At 73.6% G+C, this 15,767-nt stretch carries 14 protein-coding genes; 8 read left to right on the forward strand and 6 right to left on the reverse strand.

From position 1 onward, the window contains the following. The first annotated feature begins 101 nt into the window (after positions 1–101). Positions 102–1,748, forward strand: coding sequence for a PstS family phosphate ABC transporter substrate-binding protein (locus ACIGNX_RS20295; RefSeq protein ID WP_396542204.1), 1,647 nt, complete (start codon positions 102–104; stop codon positions 1,746–1,748). Positions 1,749–1,862: 114 nt separating this feature from the next. Here ACIGNX_RS20295 and lon read toward each other — a convergent pair whose 3' ends face one another. Next, positions 1,863–4,232 (reverse strand): endopeptidase La, encoded by a 2,370-nt coding sequence (gene lon, locus ACIGNX_RS20300; RefSeq protein ID WP_396542205.1) that lies wholly within the window; start codon positions 4,230–4,232, stop codon positions 1,863–1,865. A gap of 151 nt (positions 4,233–4,383) precedes the next feature. Between lon and ACIGNX_RS20305 the strand changes: the two genes are divergently transcribed. Next, positions 4,384–5,184 carry an SAM-dependent methyltransferase gene (locus tag ACIGNX_RS20305; RefSeq protein WP_396542206.1) on the forward strand — a complete coding sequence of 267 codons (801 nt, stop codon included), beginning with the start codon at positions 4,384–4,386 and terminating at the stop codon, positions 5,182–5,184. Here the strand turns inward: ACIGNX_RS20305 and ACIGNX_RS20310 are convergent. Next, positions 5,150–6,013: a serine hydrolase gene (locus ACIGNX_RS20310; protein ID WP_396542207.1), complete on the reverse strand. Its 864-nt coding sequence runs from the start codon at positions 6,011–6,013 to the stop codon at positions 5,150–5,152. The two genes, ACIGNX_RS20305 and ACIGNX_RS20310, sit on opposite strands and share 35 nt — an antisense overlap. Continuing rightward, positions 6,010–6,951, reverse strand: a complete 942-nt coding sequence (locus ACIGNX_RS20315) for a LysR substrate-binding domain-containing protein (protein WP_396542208.1) — start codon at positions 6,949–6,951, stop codon at positions 6,010–6,012. Before ACIGNX_RS20315 ends, ACIGNX_RS20310 begins: the two co-directional genes overlap by 4 nt. A gap of 92 nt (positions 6,952–7,043) precedes the next feature. Here ACIGNX_RS20315 and ACIGNX_RS20320 point away from each other — a divergent pair, with 92 nt between their 5' ends. Next, positions 7,044–7,961, forward strand: a complete 918-nt coding sequence (locus tag ACIGNX_RS20320) for an MBL fold metallo-hydrolase (protein WP_396542209.1) — start codon at positions 7,044–7,046, stop codon at positions 7,959–7,961. Here the strand turns inward: ACIGNX_RS20320 and ACIGNX_RS20325 are convergent. Further along, entirely contained in the window at positions 7,958–8,542 is a 585-nt protein-coding gene (locus tag ACIGNX_RS20325; RefSeq protein ID WP_396542210.1) for a TetR/AcrR family transcriptional regulator, read from the reverse strand. The genes ACIGNX_RS20320 and ACIGNX_RS20325 overlap by 4 nt on opposite strands. A 71-nt stretch (positions 8,543–8,613) precedes the next feature. Here ACIGNX_RS20325 and ACIGNX_RS20330 point away from each other — a divergent pair, with 71 nt between their 5' ends. Further along, positions 8,614–9,246, forward strand: coding sequence for a CatB-related O-acetyltransferase (locus ACIGNX_RS20330; RefSeq protein ID WP_396542211.1), 633 nt, complete (start codon positions 8,614–8,616; stop codon positions 9,244–9,246). Between the two features lie 192 nt (positions 9,247–9,438). After that, complete coding sequence (locus ACIGNX_RS20335; RefSeq protein WP_396542212.1) at positions 9,439–11,352, forward strand: patatin; 1,914 nt, start codon at positions 9,439–9,441, stop codon at positions 11,350–11,352. 9 nt (positions 11,353–11,361) lie between these two features. Here ACIGNX_RS20335 and ACIGNX_RS20340 read toward each other — a convergent pair whose 3' ends face one another. Beyond that, positions 11,362–12,291 (reverse strand): alpha/beta hydrolase, encoded by a 930-nt coding sequence (locus ACIGNX_RS20340; protein WP_396542213.1) that lies wholly within the window; start codon positions 12,289–12,291, stop codon positions 11,362–11,364. A gap of 69 nt (positions 12,292–12,360) precedes the next feature. Here ACIGNX_RS20340 and ACIGNX_RS20345 point away from each other — a divergent pair, with 69 nt between their 5' ends. Both ACIGNX_RS20345 and ACIGNX_RS20350 read left to right on the forward strand, forming a co-directional pair. Further along, on the forward strand, positions 12,361–13,383 hold the full coding sequence (locus ACIGNX_RS20345; RefSeq protein WP_396542214.1) for a M48 family metallopeptidase: 1,023 nt from the start codon (positions 12,361–12,363) through the stop codon (positions 13,381–13,383). 73 nt (positions 13,384–13,456) lie between these two features. Then, complete coding sequence (locus tag ACIGNX_RS20350) at positions 13,457–14,209, forward strand: S1 family peptidase (RefSeq protein WP_396542215.1); 753 nt, start codon at positions 13,457–13,459, stop codon at positions 14,207–14,209. A 45-nt stretch (positions 14,210–14,254) separates the two neighbouring features. On the opposite strand, the gene ACIGNX_RS20355 is transcribed toward ACIGNX_RS20350, so the two are convergent. Further along, positions 14,255–14,860, reverse strand: coding sequence for a LysE family translocator (locus ACIGNX_RS20355; protein WP_396542216.1), 606 nt, complete (start codon positions 14,858–14,860; stop codon positions 14,255–14,257). Positions 14,861–15,036: 176 nt separating this feature from the next. Here ACIGNX_RS20355 and ACIGNX_RS20360 point away from each other — a divergent pair, with 176 nt between their 5' ends. Continuing rightward, entirely contained in the window at positions 15,037–15,756 is a 720-nt protein-coding gene (locus ACIGNX_RS20360; RefSeq protein WP_396542217.1) for a S1 family peptidase, read from the forward strand. Positions 15,757–15,767: the final 11 nt, after the last annotated feature.

Below are 15,767 nucleotides of genomic sequence, written 5' to 3' on the forward strand. Positions count from 1 at the left end.
ACGTGGCGGGTCGGGGGGTGTTCGCGGGCGGCGCGGTGAAGTGGCGATGAACTCCCGGTGAGGCCGCGATCCCGGACCGAGCCGCCGATCGACAATTCGGTGTGCACCTGCTGCGCTCCGCGTTGGACTTCCTCGGTGGTCCCGGTCCGGTGCTGCTGGCGATCGGGCTGCTGTTCGCGACGCCCGCCATCGACCGGCTCTTCGTGCGCCGCAAGCGACTCGGGTTCCGCGTGCTCTACAACTCCAAGATCGGGCTCGGTCCCGAGCAGCTGCACGACGGGACCGAGCCGAACTCGCCGCAGCTGCGCGAGCTGGTGCGGGTGCTGGACCGGATGAGCATCGTGGTCATCCGGATCGGCAACACCGGCAGCTACGACATCGACGGCGAGGACTTCGACAAGCCGCTGACGTTCACCTTCGGCGACCGGGTCGTCTGGAACGCGCGGGTGTCCGAGGCCGGGTCCGAGGAGGTGAAGGCCGAGATCCGCCGCAGCCTCCGGTTCTTCGGCTCCGCGGAGGCGGAGGCCGGCCCGGTGAGGGCGTCGCTGCCGACGGTGCGCGAGCGGATGGCGCAGCGCGTGGCGCGGTGGGGCGGCCTCGCGGTGACCGCCGACCCGCCCGGCGAACCGGTGTGGCACGGGGTGCGGCTGGAGGAGCTGGCGCTGCGGCGCAAGCAGAAGTTCAAGCTGCTGGTGGTGCTGCGCGAACCCGACGGCAACCCCGACGGCGAGCTGGGCAAGGACGTCAAGATCGTCGGCAGCCTCGGCGGCTCGGGGATCGTGCACGACGAGCGCCCCAAGGGGCTGCTCACCCTGCCCCGGCTGACCGGTGGCCTGGCCGCGCTGCTCGCGGCGGTGCTCGTGCTGGTGCTGGCGTGGCCGCCGGGTTCGACCGACACGACCGTGCCCTGTGCGACGGGGAAGCTGGCGGTCGTGGGGTCGAGCGTGTTCATGCCGACCATGGCCGCGATCGCCGACCAGTACGAGAAGGCGTGCCCGGGAGCGGAGATCACCACCACCGCGACCGGCAGCATCCAGGGCGTGCGGGACGTCGCGGCGGGCGACGACCGGACGATCGCGCTGTCTGACGGGAAGCAGGAGGCGCAGGGCGTGTTCGCCCGGCAGTTGGCGATCGTCGTCTACCACGTGGTGGTGCACGGCTCGGTCGGCCTCGACACCATCACGGTCGAGCAGCTGCGGAAGATCTACCGGGGTGAGTACACCGACTGGAGCCAGGTGCGCGGCGGGGCGCCGCTGCCGATCCGGATCGTCGGGCGCGGTGGCGAGTCGGGGACGCGGGAGCTGTTCGAGCGACGGGTGCTCGGGGGCAGCGAGAGCGCGTTGTCGTCCAACGACTGCCGGGTGAAGGACCGCGCGCCGGAGGCGCCCGTGATCCGGTGCGAGCGGGACGAGAACGCCGACGTGGTGAACATGATCGGCGCGGTGGAGGGTGCGATCGGGTACGCCGACGCGCCGTCGGTGGCGCAGGCCCGCAAGACCGACGCGCTGACCGCGCTGTCGTTGAACGGGAAGGTGTTCGACGCGGCGGCGGGGGTGGAGGCCGGGTACCCGTTCTGGACGGTGGAGTACCTGTACGCGCGGTCGGAACCGGCGGCGGGGTCGTTGGCCGGGCGGTTCCTGGCGTACGTGCGGGAGCACGACGATGCGCGGGTGCGGATGAAGGACGCCGGGTACCTGCCGTGCTTGGCGGCGGATCGGGTGCCGGTGGACCTGTGCGGTTCGAGGTGAGGGCGGGTCCGGGGTGCCGTCCGGCCCGATGTGGCACGGAGCCCGTTCGGGCCCCGTGCCACATCGGGCCTCGGTGGGTCTGCTGCGGACCCGATGTGGTCGGGACGGGTGGGATCAGGCGGCGTTGGTGGTCGTGGTCGTCGTGGTGTCGGTGGCGGTTGGTTCGAGGGCCAGGTCGAGGACCTCGCGGACGTCGGCGACCAGGTGGACGGTCAGTTCGTCCAGGACCGGGGTCGGGACGTCGTCCAGGTCCGGTTCGTTGCGCCGGGGGAGCAGGACCGTCGTGATCCCGGCGCGGTGGGCGGCGAGGAGCTTCTGCTTGACGCCGCCGATCGGCAGGACCCGGCCGGTCAGGGAGACCTCGCCCGTCATGGCCACGTCCGAGCGCACCGGGCGGCCGGAGAGCAGCGAGGCCAGGGCGGTGGTCATGGTGACGCCCGCCGAAGGGCCGTCCTTCGGCACCGCGCCCGCCGGGACGTGGATGTGGACGCCCCGGTCCGCCAGGGCCTGGGCGCGGTCGTCGTTGGAGCGCAGGTAGGACAGGGCGATCTGGGCCGACTCCTTCATCACGTCGCCCAGTTGGCCCGTCAGGGTGACGCCCGAGGCACCCGTTTCCGCGGCGGCCAGGGAGGCTTCCACGAAGAGGACGTCGCCGCCCGCTCCGGTGACCGCCAAGCCCGTCGCGACGCCGGGGACGGCGGTCCGCTCCGCCGATTCCGGGGTGTGCTTGGGCGAGCCCAGGTAGGTCCGCAGGTCCGCCAGGTCGACGGTGACCGGCAGCGCCACCTCGTCCAGCGCCACCTTCGCCGTGACCTTCCGCAGGATGCGCGCCAGGGAGCGTTCCAGTTGCCGCACACCCGCCTCGCGGGTGTACTCGCCCGCCAGCCTGCGCAGCGACGCCTCGGTGATCGTGACGTCGTCCGGGGTCAGGCCGGCGCGTTCCACCTGCCGGGGCAGGAGGTGGTCGCGGGCGATGGTGACCTTCTCGTCCTCGGTGTAGCCGTCGAGCTGGACCAGCTCCATGCGGTCGAGCAGGGGGCCCGGGATGGACTCCAGCACGTTCGCGGTGGCCAGGAAGACGACGTCGGACAGGTCCAGCTCGACTTCCAGGTAGTGGTCGCGGAACGTGTGGTTCTGCGCCGGGTCCAGGACCTCCAGCAGGGCGGCCGTCGGGTCGCCCCGGTAGTCCGCGCCCACCTTGTCGATCTCGTCGAGCAGGACGACCGGGTTCATGGACCCCGCCTCGGAGATCGCCCGGACGATGCGGCCCGGCAGCGCGCCGACGTAGGTGCGCCGGTGCCCGCGGATCTCCGCCTCGTCGCGGACGCCGCCCAGGGCGACGCGCACGAACTTGCGGCCCATGGCACGTGCCACGGACTCGCCCAGCGACGTCTTGCCCACGCCGGGAGGTCCGACCAGGGCGAGGACCGCGCCGGAACGACGGCCGCCCACGACGCCCAGGCCACGGTCGGCGCGGCGGCGGCGCACGGCCAGGTATTCGGTGATGCGCTCCTTGACGTCGTCCAGACCCGCGTGGTCCGCGTCGAGGACGGCGCGCGCGCCCGCGATGTCGTATGCGTCCTCCGTGCGCTCGTTCCACGGCATGTCCAGCACCGTGTCGAGCCACGTGCGGATCCAGCCCACCTCGGGCGACTGCTCGGCGGTGCGCTCCAGCTTGTCCACCTCGGCCAGCGCGGCCTTGCGGACGTTGTCGGGCAGGTCGGCGCCCTCGACGCGGGCGCGGTAGTCCTGCTCCTCGGTCGCGGGCTTGCCGTCCAGCTCGGCCAGCTCCTTGCGGATCGCGGCCAGCTGCTGGCGCAGCAGGAACTCCCGCTGCTGCTTCTCGACGCCTTCCTTGACGTCCTTGCGGATGGTCTCCGCCACGTCCAGCTCGGTCAGGTACTCGCGACCCCACTCCAGCAGCTTCTCCAGCCGCTCGGTGACGTCGTTGGTCTCCAGCAGCCAGACCTTCTGCTCGTCGCCCAGGTAGGAGGCGTAGCCGGCGAGGTCGGCCAGGGCGGACGGGTCGTCCACCTGCTGCACCGAGTCGACCACCTGCCACGCGCCGCGCTGCTGGAGGATCGTGGTGACCAGGGCCCGGTACTCGCGGGCCAGTTCGCGGGTGCGGTCGTCGATCGGCGGCTCGTCGGTGACGGTGGCCTCGACCCACAGGGCCGCGCCCGGACCGGTCGTGCCGGTGCCGATGCGGACCCGCTCGGTGCCGCGCACCACGGCCGCGCGCTCGCCGCCGGAGAGCCTGCCGACCTGCTCGATCAGCGCCAGCGTGCCCACCTTCGCGTACTTGCCGTCCAGCCGGGGCACCAGCAGCACCTTCGACTGGCCGCCCGCGGCGGTGGCGGCCTCGATGGCGGCGCGGGCCTCGGCGGTGGCGTCCGAGCCGCTGATCCGGATCGGCACGACCATGCCGGGCAGGACGACCACGTCGTCCAGCGGCAGCACCGGCAGCGCCAACGTCTCGCCCATGAATCCTCCAAAGTTGAGTCTGACTGGCTCAACCAAGATGAGCCCGGGATTGTTTCCGATAGGTGTTCGCCCAGAGCGAGCGTCCGTTCGGGGGTTGTGCCCCCGGTGCGGTGCCACCAAGATCACGCCGTCTACCGACGAGGAGGTGCGCATGGAGCAGGCGAGCTGGGTCCCGTCCTCCGTCGACCTGGACCGGCCGAGCGCGGCCCGGATGTACGACTACTTCCTGGGCGGGTCGCACAACTTCGCGGTGGACCGCGAGGCGGCCAAGTCGGTCGAGCGGATCTTCCCGGGCATGTCCGGCGCGGCGCGGGCCAACCGGTCGTTCCTGCGGCGGGCCGTGCGGTACCTGCTCTCGCAGGGCGTCGACCAGTTCCTCGACCTCGGGTCGGGCATCCCGACGGTCGGCAACGTGCACGAGATCGCCCAGCAGACGAACCCCGCCGCCCGGGTCGTCTACGCCGACGTCGAGCCGGTGGCGGTGGCGCACAGCACGGCGTTGCTGGCGGACAACCCGCTGGCCAGCGCCATCCAGGCGGACCTGCGCGACCCCGACTCGGTGCTGGGCGCCGACGAGGTGCGGTCCGTGCTCGACTTCGACCGGCCCATCGGGCTGCTGATGGTCGCGGTGCTGCACTTCGTGCCGGACGACGACGACCCGCAGCGGGCCATCGACCGGTACCGGGAGGCGCTGGCGCCCGGCAGCTTCGTGGCCATCTCGCACGCGAGCTGGGACGGCGTGTCGCAGGAGGGCCGGGAGAGCGGCGAGCAGGTCAACGCGATCTACCGCCGCACGGACAGCCCGCTGGTGCTGCGGTCCGGCGCGGAGGTCTCGGCCTTCTTCACCGGCCTGGACGTCGTGGAACCGGGCGTGGTGCCGCTGAGCGAGTGGCGTCCCGACTCGGACGACGCCTACATCACCGCGTACGCCGGGGTGGGTCGCAAGCCCTGAGGTGCTCGACGGCCAGCCGGGCCGCCGTGCCGATCACGGCGTCCGCCGCGGGGAGGGTGAAGGCGGTGCTCGCGCTGCGGGTGAACACCGCCACGGCGTAGCGCCCGCCGTCCGGGTACTCGACCACGCCGACCTCGTTGCGCACGGTCGGCAGCGTGCCGGTCTTGCCCGCCACCCGCACGTCGTCGAACGGGAAGCCGGACGCCAGCCGGTGCGGCCACACCTGCAGGGCCATGGCGCGGCGGATCGGCGCGCAGCGGTCGTGCCGCCACACGTGCCGCAGGAGCGCGGTCAGCTCCCGCGGCGTGCCCCGGTTGGTCCGGTCGGGGTCGAGGGCGCGCAGCCGGGACAGCACGACGGGGTCGGCGAGGGCGTCCGGCAGCTCGTCCGGGACCGCGTCCTCGGCGATGGTGCGCATGGAGTCCCTGGCCCGGTGCACGACGTGGGTCCGGGTGAGGCCCAGGTCGCGGAGGGTGCCGTTGAGCCGGTCGAAGCCGACCAGGTCCACCAGGGCGTCCGCGGCGGCGTTGTCGGACACGGTGATCGCGAGGTGGGCCAGGTCGCGCAACGACGCCGTGACGGGGTCGAGCATGCCCCCGATGCCGGTCGGGCCGCTGCTGCGGTCGCGGTCCAGGGTGACGCGCTCGGTCAGGTCCCGGCCGTCGTGGTGCAGCGCGACCAGCAGCGGCACCTTGAAGACGCTGGCCAGCACGACCGGCTCGTCCGCGCCGACCGCCACCTCGTGCTCCGGGTGGTCGAGGTCGACGGCGTGCAGCCGCCCGGTGACGCCGGCGTCGGCGAAGGCGGCGCGCACCCGTGCGGCGGTCACGACAGGTACTCCGCGGCGGGGCGGGGGTAGCGGGGCAGCGTGCCCTCGGCGTGCCGCATCCCCTGCGCGGTCAGGACCTCGGTGACGGCGTCGGCGAACGCCGCGACGGCCGGGGTCCGCCTGCCGCGCGGCCAGGCGGCGGAGGTCCGCCACAGCAGCGGAGCGCCGCGCAACGGCCGCCACACCGCGTCCGGCGGTGGCGCGACGCCGTCGTGCAGCGCCACCGCCCCGCCGGCCAGGACCAGGCCGAGCGCGAACTCCGGGTTGCCGGCCTGGTGCACCTCGGTGGGCGTGTAGCCGTGCCGGGCGCACGTGGTCAGCACCTCGTCGTGCAGCGCGGGCGCGACCGCGCGGGGGAACAGCACCAGCGCCAGGCCGTCCAGGTCGGCCAGCCGGACCTCCGCGGCCGCGGCGAGCGGGTGGCCGCGCGGCAGGAGCACGCCGATGGGGCTGGTCAGCACCGGTCCCAGGGCCAGCCACGAGACGTCGAACGGGAACCGCAGCACGCCCACGTCCAGGCTCCGGTCGGCCAGCGCCCGCAACTGCCCGGCCGTGCCGAGCTCGCGCAGCTTCAGCTCGACGGGGCTGCGCCGGCGGAACGCGGGCAGCAGGGCGGCGACCGCCCTCCCGCCCAGGTCGGGCGGCACGCCGGCGCGCAGCGACCCGGCCTCGCCGCGGCTGAACCGCCCGGCCAGCGCGCGCAGCCGGTCCTCGTCCGCCAGGAGGGTGCGCGCCTCGGCCAGCACCTGCCTGCCCGCGTCGGTGAGCGCGACGCGCCGGGCGTCCCGGTCGAGCAGGCGGACGCCGAGGTCGCGTTCCAGGCGCTGGATGCTCTGCGACAGAGGTGGCTGGGACATGTGCAGCCGGGCGGCGGCCCGGCCGAAGTGCAGCTCCTCGGCGACGGCCACGAAGTGCCGCAAGTGCCTGAGGAGGTCCACGAACAGCGATGATAGGCGTTCCGATATCGCATGGGTGGTGATATCGGACTTGGACACGCCCTGTCGTCCCTGGTGTTGTCGATGGCATGTGCGTGAGCAGACGACAGGTGTTGACGGGTGCGGCGGCCGTCGCGGTGGCGGGCGCCGGGCTGCCGGGGGTGGCGTTCGCGGAGGGGCGCAGCGGGGTCGGCCTGCGCTGGTTGGGCGTGGCCGGGTGGGAGCTGCTCTTCGACGGCAGGCGGGTGCTCGTGGACCCGTACCTGAGCCGGCTGCCGGTGTTCGACGCGCAGGGCGGGATCATCGCCGACCACCCGCTGAGGGTGCGCGAGGACCTGGTGGACCGCCACCTCGCCGAGCCGCCGGAGCTGGTGCTGGCCACCCACGGCCACTACGACCACCTGCTGGAGGTCCCGTACGTGGTGCGCAAGCACGGTTCGCGCGTCATCGGCACCGAGACGCACCGGCACCTGCTGACCGCCCAGGGCGTGCCGGGCGACAAGGTGATCGTCGCGTCGGGCGGCGAGTACCTGGACTTCCACGGCTTCACGGTCCAGGTCTTCCGCGGCCTGCACAGCCAGTTCGGCGCGTACGGGTACTTCGCGCCCGGCACGCTGACCGCGCCGCCGGCACCGCCGACCACGATCAGCGACCTCGTGGAGGGCGGGTCGCTGGCGTACCAGGTGACCGCGGGCGACTTCTCGGTCCTGTTCCTGTCCGGCACGGCGAACTTCGTCGAGCGCGAGATCGCGGGGCTGCGGCCGGACGTGCTCGTGCTCGGCATGAGCGGCCACGCGAACGTCTTCGACTACACCGCGCGGGCGTTGCGGGCGACCCGGCCGAAGCTGCTGGTGCCCAGCCACCACGACGACATGGTGACGCAGCTGGACGACCCGGCCCTGCCGGCGCGCGGCAACCCCGCCGCGGCGGCCGAGCTGAGCGAGACCGCGCGGCGGATCGGACTGGCCGCGCGCGTCCTCGACCCGGAAATCCTGCGCTGGTACCGGCTCTAGCCGAGCAGCCCCGCGCGGGCGGCGGCGAGGGCGGCTCGCGCGGAGCGCTCGGCGGTGGACCGGTCGACCGGCTCGCCGGTGATGAAGACCCGGTAGTACAGCGGCGCGCAGGCGAGGCGGACCAGCTCGACCGGGTCGGTGCCGGCCGGCAGCTCGCCGCGGTCGACCGCGCGGGTGACGACGGCGGCGGCGTCGGCGTGCCGTGCGGCGTAGAAGTCGCGCTTGGCGTCGAGGGCGCGGGCGGACTGGAGGGCGGCGGTCACGACGGCGACCACCACGGGTCGGCGCCCGGGGTCGGTGAACGTGTCGGCCACCTCGGCGGCGATGGCGATCAGGTCGCCCTCCACCGTGCCGGTGTCGGGGGCCCGCCAGTCGGTTTCGCGGGTGTGGTCGAGGGCGTCGGCGACGAGACCGTCGACCGTGCCCCAGCGGCGGTAGACGGTGGTCTTGTGCACGCCGGCGCGTTCGGCGACGTGCTCCACGGTCAGGCCGGGGTAGCCGCGGTCGATCAGCTCGGCGTACACGGCGGCGAGGACGGCTTCGCGGACGCGGGCGGAGCGGCCGCCGGGTCGGGACGTCAAATGCAACTCCAGTTGCGTTAGTGCGGTGGACGTGCCACTCTAACGCAACGCCAGTAGCGTTAGGAGTGCCGTTGATCCCCGACCCCACCGTCCTGCACCCGCTGCCCCACACCGACCGCGTCGTGCAGCTCAAGCCGTTGGTGACCTCGCCGACGATCGAGGTCGGCGAGTACACGTACTACGACGACCCGGAGCACGCGCTGGAGTTCGAGACCCGCAACGTGCTCTACGGGTACGGCAGCGAGAAGCTGGTGATCGGCCGGTTCTGCGCGCTGGCCACCGGCACGCGGTTCATCATGGCCGGCGCGAACCACCTCACCACCGGCGTGTCCACGTTCCCGTTCACGATCTTCGGCGGCACGTGGGGTGAGCGCACGTTGGACCTGATCACCGGCATGCGGACGCGTGGGGACACCGTCGTCGGCAACGACGTGTGGTTCGGGTACGACGCGCTCGTGATGCCGGGGGTGACCATCGGGGACGGCGCGATCATCGCCGCCGGGGCGGTGGTGACGTCGGACGTGCCGCCGTACGCGGTGGTGGGCGGGAACCCGGCGCGCCAGGTGAAGCGGCGGTTCCCCGACGAGGACGTGGCCCGCCTGCTGCGCGCCCGGTGGTGGGACTGGCCGGTCGAGCTGATCACCGAGCACGTGCGCACGATCATGTCCGGCACCCCCGCCGACATCGAGCGCCTCGCCCCCTGACCGCGTGTGTCGAACCCCCGCGTCCCGTGTGTCGAACGCTCAGGACCCCCGAGTTCAACGCTCGGGTACCGGGCGGGGCGACCCGGGCGTTGAACTCGGGGGTCGCGGGCGTTCGACACACGGGGTCTGAGGGTTCGACACACGAGGTTTGGGGGTTCGACACACGGGGGAGGCGGGGAGAATCATGGGGCGGTGGCCGAGGACTTCAACCGGTACTGCGACCTGACCATGCGCGGTGGGACGGCCAGCGGGGTCGTGTACCCCCTGGCGGTCGCGGAGTTGGCCCGGCACTACCGGTTCCGGTCGTTGGGCGGTGCTTCGGCGGGCGCCATCGGGGCCGCCTTCACGGCCGCCGCCGAGAAGGGGCGCGACCGGGGCGGCTTCCGCAAGCTCGCGGAGGTCGTCGACTGGTTCGCCGCACCCGGCTGGCCGCTCGCGCAGCTCTTCCAGCCCAGCGCGCACACCCGCAAGCTGTACCGGATCGTGGCCGCCTCCATGCAACGCCGCGAGACCACCGGCCGCAGCCCGCTGACCTGCCTGCTGCTCGCCCTGGTCAGCGCCATCGGCCCGCGGTCGCGCGCGGCCCTCGCCCTGGCGCTGGCGCTGTGGCTGGTCGGACCGACGTCGTGGTCCCGCCTGGTCACGTGGGGCGCCACGCCGACCTGGGTGCTGATCACCGTCACGGTCCTGGCCCTGGTCGCCGTGCCGGCCATCGTGCTGCGCGTCCTCCCGCGCGGGCGGGACGCGTGGCTGCGCCGCTCCGGCACCGCGCTGCTGCTGGTGCTCCCGCTGGTCCCGGTCGCCGTGACCACCCGGTGGACGGCGCCGAGCCTGGCGACCGCGGCCACGGCCGCGGTGTGGTGGCTGGTGCTCGGGTTCGCGTTCGCCGGCGCGGTCGCGGTCACCTACGCGTTGGGCGCCAAGCGGTTCCTCGACCGGATGGCCACGACCATCCACTTCGGACTCGTGCCCGGCACCGGCGCGTTCCGGCCGAACTTCTGGGACCGCCGCTGCGGCGTGCCCGCCTCGACCGGCGTGCCGCCGTTGAGCGACTGGATCGCCGACCTGCTGGACGACCTGTCCGGGACGACCGACCTCACGTTCGCCGACCTGGACACCAACCTGGTCCTGATGACCACGGACCTGTCCGAGGGCCGCCCCTACCGCCTGCCGTTCACCGCACCGCGCGCGGAGTGGCTGTTCTGCCGCACGTGCCTGCTGACCGTCCTGCCCGGGCGCACCGTGGCCAGGCTCGGCCAGGACCCGACGGAGCACCGCTGCCCGCTGCACCCCGCCGAACCGGTCCACGTGCTGCCGGACGACCTGCCGGTCGCCCTGGCCGTGCGGATGAGCACGCCCCTGCCCGGCCTGATCGCCGCGGTCCCGCTGGTGCGCGCCGAACCGGAACCGCGCGTGCACTGGTTCTCCGACGGCGGCATCACCAGCAACTTCCCCATCCACTTCTTCGACAACCTGCTGCCGCGCTGGCCGACGTTCGGCCTGAGCCTGCAGTCCTACCCGCCGGGCGACGACCGGGACGTGTGGTTGCCCGAGCAGGACGCCTCCACCGGCGGCAGGCCGTGGCGCGGCATCGGCCTGGTGCAGCAGTTCGCGTCGGCGATCCTGGACACCGCGCTGGACTGGCGCGACACCATGCAGTCCGCGCTGCCCGGCTACCGCGGCCGGATCGCGCACGTCCGCGTCGGCGCGGCCGAGGGCGGCACGAACCTGTTCATGCGCCCGGAGACGATCCGCGCCCTGGCCGAACGCGGCGCGCGGGCCGGTCGGCTGCTGCGGGAGCGGTTCACCGAGGACGGCGGCGTCAAGACCGACCGCTACCGCTGGATCCGGATGCGGCTGGCCATGCGCGAGTACCAGCAGCTGGCCGAGCAGTCCCGCGCCCGCGCCGACCTGTACCGCGACCTCACCGCCCGCTACCGCGTCCCCGAGGACCTGCACGCCTGGTTCGCCGTGCCGCCGACCGGCACGGACCCGGACGCGGCGCGCGTCGGCCTCACCCTGGACGCGCTCGGCGCGGTGCCCGGCGGCCCGTTCGACGGCGAGCCGCCGATCGACCCGGACCTGCGCCTCACCCCGCCCGAGTAGCGCGCCGGGTCACAGCTCGTCGAGGAACTCGTCCACCTCGGCCAGCGCCCGCCGCCGCACCGGCTCGGCGGACAGGAACAGGTCGTGCATCCCGCCCTCGACCGCCACGACCCGCACCCGCGGACCGATCCGCGGCCCCCACTGGACCATGTGCCGCACGTCCAGCACGGTGTCCGCGGTCATCGCCTCGGGCGTCCACCGCTTGGCGCCCAGGTGGCTGCGCCCCGACCTCAGCAGCAGCACGGGCACCGGCACCTCCAGCCCCCGGTGCAGCCGGGCGTGGCCGCGGCGGATCGCCCGCAGCCACCCGGCGTGCACGGGGAACGCCTCGATCGGCTTCCACGCCGTGTCGAAGTCCCACTCCCCGTGGTGGTCGCGGTGGATGCTCTCGCCGTACACCGGGCCCAGGCCGGGCCGGAGCACGAGCCTCGGCGCGAACCGCCCGACGCCGCGGATCACCGCCGTGCCGACCGTCCGCAGCAGCCACGGCTCGGCCAGGTCCAGCCACGGGCTGTTGAGCACCAGCGCGTCCAGCACGTCGTCCGACCGCCGCTCGTGCGCCCACAGGCTGGTGATGAGCCCTCCGGTCGAGTGACCCATGACGACGAGGTGCCGGTGGCCGTCCTCCTCGCGGATCACCCGCACCGCCGCGTCGATCTCCTCGAAGTGCTCGGCCAGGTCGGTGACGAAGTTGGCCACCTGCCCCGGCCGCAGCGACCGCCCGTAGGCGCGCAGGTCGAGGGCGTAGAAGTCGAAGCCCCGCGCGGTGAAGTGCTCGGCGACGTGCCGCTGGAAGAAGTAGTCCGCGAAGCCGTGCACGTGGAGCACCGCGCCGCGGGTCGCCTGCCGCGCCCGGCGGCGCACCAGGGTCGCGGTCGTGTCACCGCCCAGGGGCAGCGCGCGGGTCTCGTAGTCGGGGCCGAGCACGTCTGCGTTCACCACGCCAGTGTGCACGCCGATTCGTCCGATCGGGGATAGCCACGTCACGGAACGTGGCACTGTGACGGCATGAGCAGCGAGGAGATCGCGCGGTCGAGCGCCCGGGTCCGGTTCCCGGGCATCAGCCCGCGGGCGTACGAGCACCCGGTCGACCGGGGCGCGTTGGCGGTCCTGCGGGCGGTGCCCGGCATCGGCCCGGTGCTGCGGGCCGTGGCGGGGGCGTTCACCGAGCGCGGGGAGCGGCTGGGCCACCTCGCGTCGAGCATCCGGGTCGGTCCGAAGCAGTACCCGCGGCTGGACCGGCTCCGGCTGGAAACGGCGGCGACGCTGGACGTCGACCCGGTGCCGGAGCTGTTCGTCAAGCGCGACCCGGTGCCCAACGCCCTGGCGCTGGGCATCGACGAGCCGTTCATCGTGCTGACCACCGGCCTGGTGGACCTGCTGGACACCGAGGGCCTGCGGTTCGCCATCGGGCACGAGATGGGGCACGTGCTGTCCGGCCACGCGCTGTACCAGACGGTCCTGCAACGGCTGCTGCAGCTCCAGTACGGCCTGGGCTGGATGCCGGCGGGCTACTGGGCGGTCCGCGCGGTCATCGCGGCGCTGTTCGAGTGGTACCGCAAGACGGAGCTGTCCTGCGACCGCGCCGGCCTGCTGTGCGTGCAGGACCCGTCCGCCGCGCTGCGCGTGCACGTGGCCATGGCGGGCGGCACGGACCCCGGCCAGGTCGACACGGCCGGGTTCCTCGAGCAGGCCAGGGAGTACGAGCGGGCCGAGGACGTCCGCGACAGCGTGCTCAAGCTGATCCGCACGTGGCCGCTGACGCACCCGCTCGCCGTGGTCCGCGCCGCCGAGCTGCAGCGGTGGGCGGCGGGCGAGGAGTACCGGGCCATCCTGACCGGCTCCTACCGGCGCCGCGAGGACGACCGCCCGACGAGCTCCTTCACCGAGGACCTCAAGTCGGCGGCCCGGTCGTACAAGGAGTCCGCGGCGCAGTCCGAGGACCCGTTGGTCAAGGTGTTCAACGAGGTCGGGGACGTCCTGGCGGGCGCGGCGGGCAAGGTGCGGGGCAAGTTCACCGGAGTGGACTAGCCCGTTCGGCCGAGCGGAATGCGCCATCGTGGCTAACCTCCCACCTGACGACTGTGATCAGGAGGAGGGCCGGATGCGGCTTGCCGGGTTGTTGATGGCGTTGGTGGTGGCCCTCGCGGGCACCGCCTCGGCGGACGTGGACGAGCGCGTCGTGGGCGGTGAGCGCGTGTCGATCGCGGACCACCCGTGGGTGGTCTACCTGACCGACGCGGCGGGCAACCAGTTCTGCGGCGGCACGCTGGTCGCGCCGACCAAGGTCGTGACCGCCGCCCACTGCGCGACCAGCCGCACCCCGCGCAACACGCGGGTCGTGCTGGGGCGCGAGGACCGCCAGGCCGCCGACGGCGTGGTCTCCCGGCTGACCGGCATCTGGGTCCACCCGGACTACGTGTCCGCCGACCAGGGCGCGGACGTCGCCGTGCTGACGCTGCGCTCGGCGGTGAACTACCGGCCGCTGCCGCTGGCCCGGCCGTCCGACGGGGCGCTGTACGAGCCGGGCACGAACGGGCTGGTGCTGGGCTGGGGCCGGACCAGCGAGCAGGGGTCGTCGTCGCGGTACCTGATGGGCGCGACCGTGCCGGTGATGGACGACGGCTACTGCGAGTCCGCGTACCCGCAGTACGACCCGGACGAGATGACGTGCGGCGGTTACCCGGGCGGTGGCGTGGACACCTGCCAGGGCGACTCGGGCGGCCCGTTCGTGGCCGGCGGGAAGCTCATCGGGATCACCTCCTGGGGTGAGGGTTGCGCCCGGGAGGGCCGGCCCGGCGTCTACAGCGAGGTCAAGAGGTACGCCGACGTCATCCAGCAGCAACTGGCGGGCTGACCGGCGGCGTGCGGACCCCCGGGTCGCGGGGGTCCGCACGCCGGTCTAGAGGACCAGCCCGACCGACATGGTGAGGAACACCGCCGCGCACACCGCGTCCAACGCCGTGGTCACGCCCGGCCGGCGCAGCGAGCCCGCGACCCGCGCCGCGGCCACCACGATGGTCAGCTCCCACAGCGCGGCCAGCCCGAGGAACACCGCGGCGAGCATCCCGAGCTGGAACGCCGGGTCGCCCGTGCCGATGAACTGCGGCAGGAACGCCAGCGAGAACAGCAGCATCTTCGGGTTGGTGATGTTGGTCAGGAAGCCCTGCCGGAACGGTCGGGTCGCCACCGGCTCCGCTGCGCCGCCCGAGCGCCGCAGCAGCCCGCGGGTGATCGTGACGGCCAGGTAGAGCAGGTAGGCCGCGCCGATCCAGCGCAGGCCGGTCAGCACGGCGGGGTAGCGGGCGATCACCACGCCCAGGCCGGAGACGACCAGCGCCACCTGCGCGAGGGCGGCGGTGTGGATGCCCGCCAGCGCCAGCAGGCCGGCCCGGGTGCCCGACCGCATCGAGGTGCGCAGCAGCAGGAAGGCGTCCACGCCGGGGGTCAGCACGACCACCGCGCACGCGATCAGGAAAGCGGGCAACTGGGTGAAGTCCCAGGGCATGGAAACCTCCCTCATGTTCCGGACAGAACTCGGTGATCTGCCTCACTCGCCGTCGAATCTTCGGCGCTACAGCACTCTAACAACAGATTTTCCGGTTCCCATACCCCGGTGCGATCGGATGGGCGGCTCCGCTACGGTCGGTGGCCGATCGACCACATGCCGTAGAGAGGTGCTCCATGCGCATCAGCGCGCCCGTGTTCGCCGTCCTCGTGCTGGTCCTGTCCGCGCTGCCCGCGGACGCGGTCGTCGGCGGGCGGGAGGCACCAGCGACACCGTGGGCGGTGGCGTTGTTCGACGGGGGCGCGTTCTTCTGCGGCGGCGCCCTGATCGCGCCGGACAAGGTCGTCACGGCCGCCCACTGCACGGTCTCCCGCAGCGCGCTCGGCAGCCGCGACCGGCTGCCCGCCAACCTGACCGCCGTCGTCGGCCGCGCCGACCTCGACACCGCCGAGGGCCGGGTCGCCCGGGTCGCCGCGCTCTGGCGGCACCCCGCGTTCACGCAGGTCTCGGCGGGCGACGACGTGGCCACCCTCACCCTGGCCACCCCGCTGCCGTACCGGCCGATCCGGGTCGGGACCGCCGCCTCGGGCCAGGCGCGCGTCTACGGCTGGGGCCGGACCGGCGAGCTGGACGCGCCCAGCCGGCGGCTGCGCGAGGTGGACGTGCCGATCCGGACCGACGCCGAGTGCGCCGCCGCCGTGCCCGACTACCGGCCGGGCGGGATGCTGTGCGCGGGCTACCCGGAGGGCGGCAAGGACGCCTGCGAGGGCGACTCCGGCGGCCCGCTCACCGTCGGTGACGAGCTGGTCGGGCTGGTGTCCTACGGCCGCGGCTGCGCCCGTCCCGGCCAGCCCGGTGTCTACACCCGGCTGAGCCGGTACCGGGAGCTGCACTGAGGCTGTGGTAC

This window comes from Actinosynnema sp. NPDC053489 (genome assembly GCF_044544865.1).
GTDB lineage: Bacteria > Actinomycetota > Actinomycetes > Mycobacteriales > Pseudonocardiaceae > Actinosynnema.

Excerpts from the sequence above, each read along its gene's own strand:
- lon (WP_396542205.1), bottom strand. The coding sequence starts at position 4,232 with ATGGGCGAGACGTTGGCGCTGCCGGTGCTGCCGCTGGACGACGTGGTC.
- ACIGNX_RS20305 (WP_396542206.1), top strand. The coding sequence starts at position 4,384 with ATGGAGCAGGCGAGCTGGGTCCCGTCCTCCGTCGACCTGGACCGGCCG.
- ACIGNX_RS20345 (WP_396542214.1), top strand. The coding sequence starts at position 12,361 with ATGAGCAGCGAGGAGATCGCGCGGTCGAGCGCCCGGGTCCGGTTCCCG.
- ACIGNX_RS20350 (WP_396542215.1), top strand. The coding sequence starts at position 13,457 with ATGCGGCTTGCCGGGTTGTTGATGGCGTTGGTGGTGGCCCTCGCGGGC.
- ACIGNX_RS20355 (WP_396542216.1), bottom strand. The coding sequence starts at position 14,860 with ATGCCCTGGGACTTCACCCAGTTGCCCGCTTTCCTGATCGCGTGCGCG.
- ACIGNX_RS20360 (WP_396542217.1), top strand. The coding sequence starts at position 15,037 with ATGCGCATCAGCGCGCCCGTGTTCGCCGTCCTCGTGCTGGTCCTGTCC.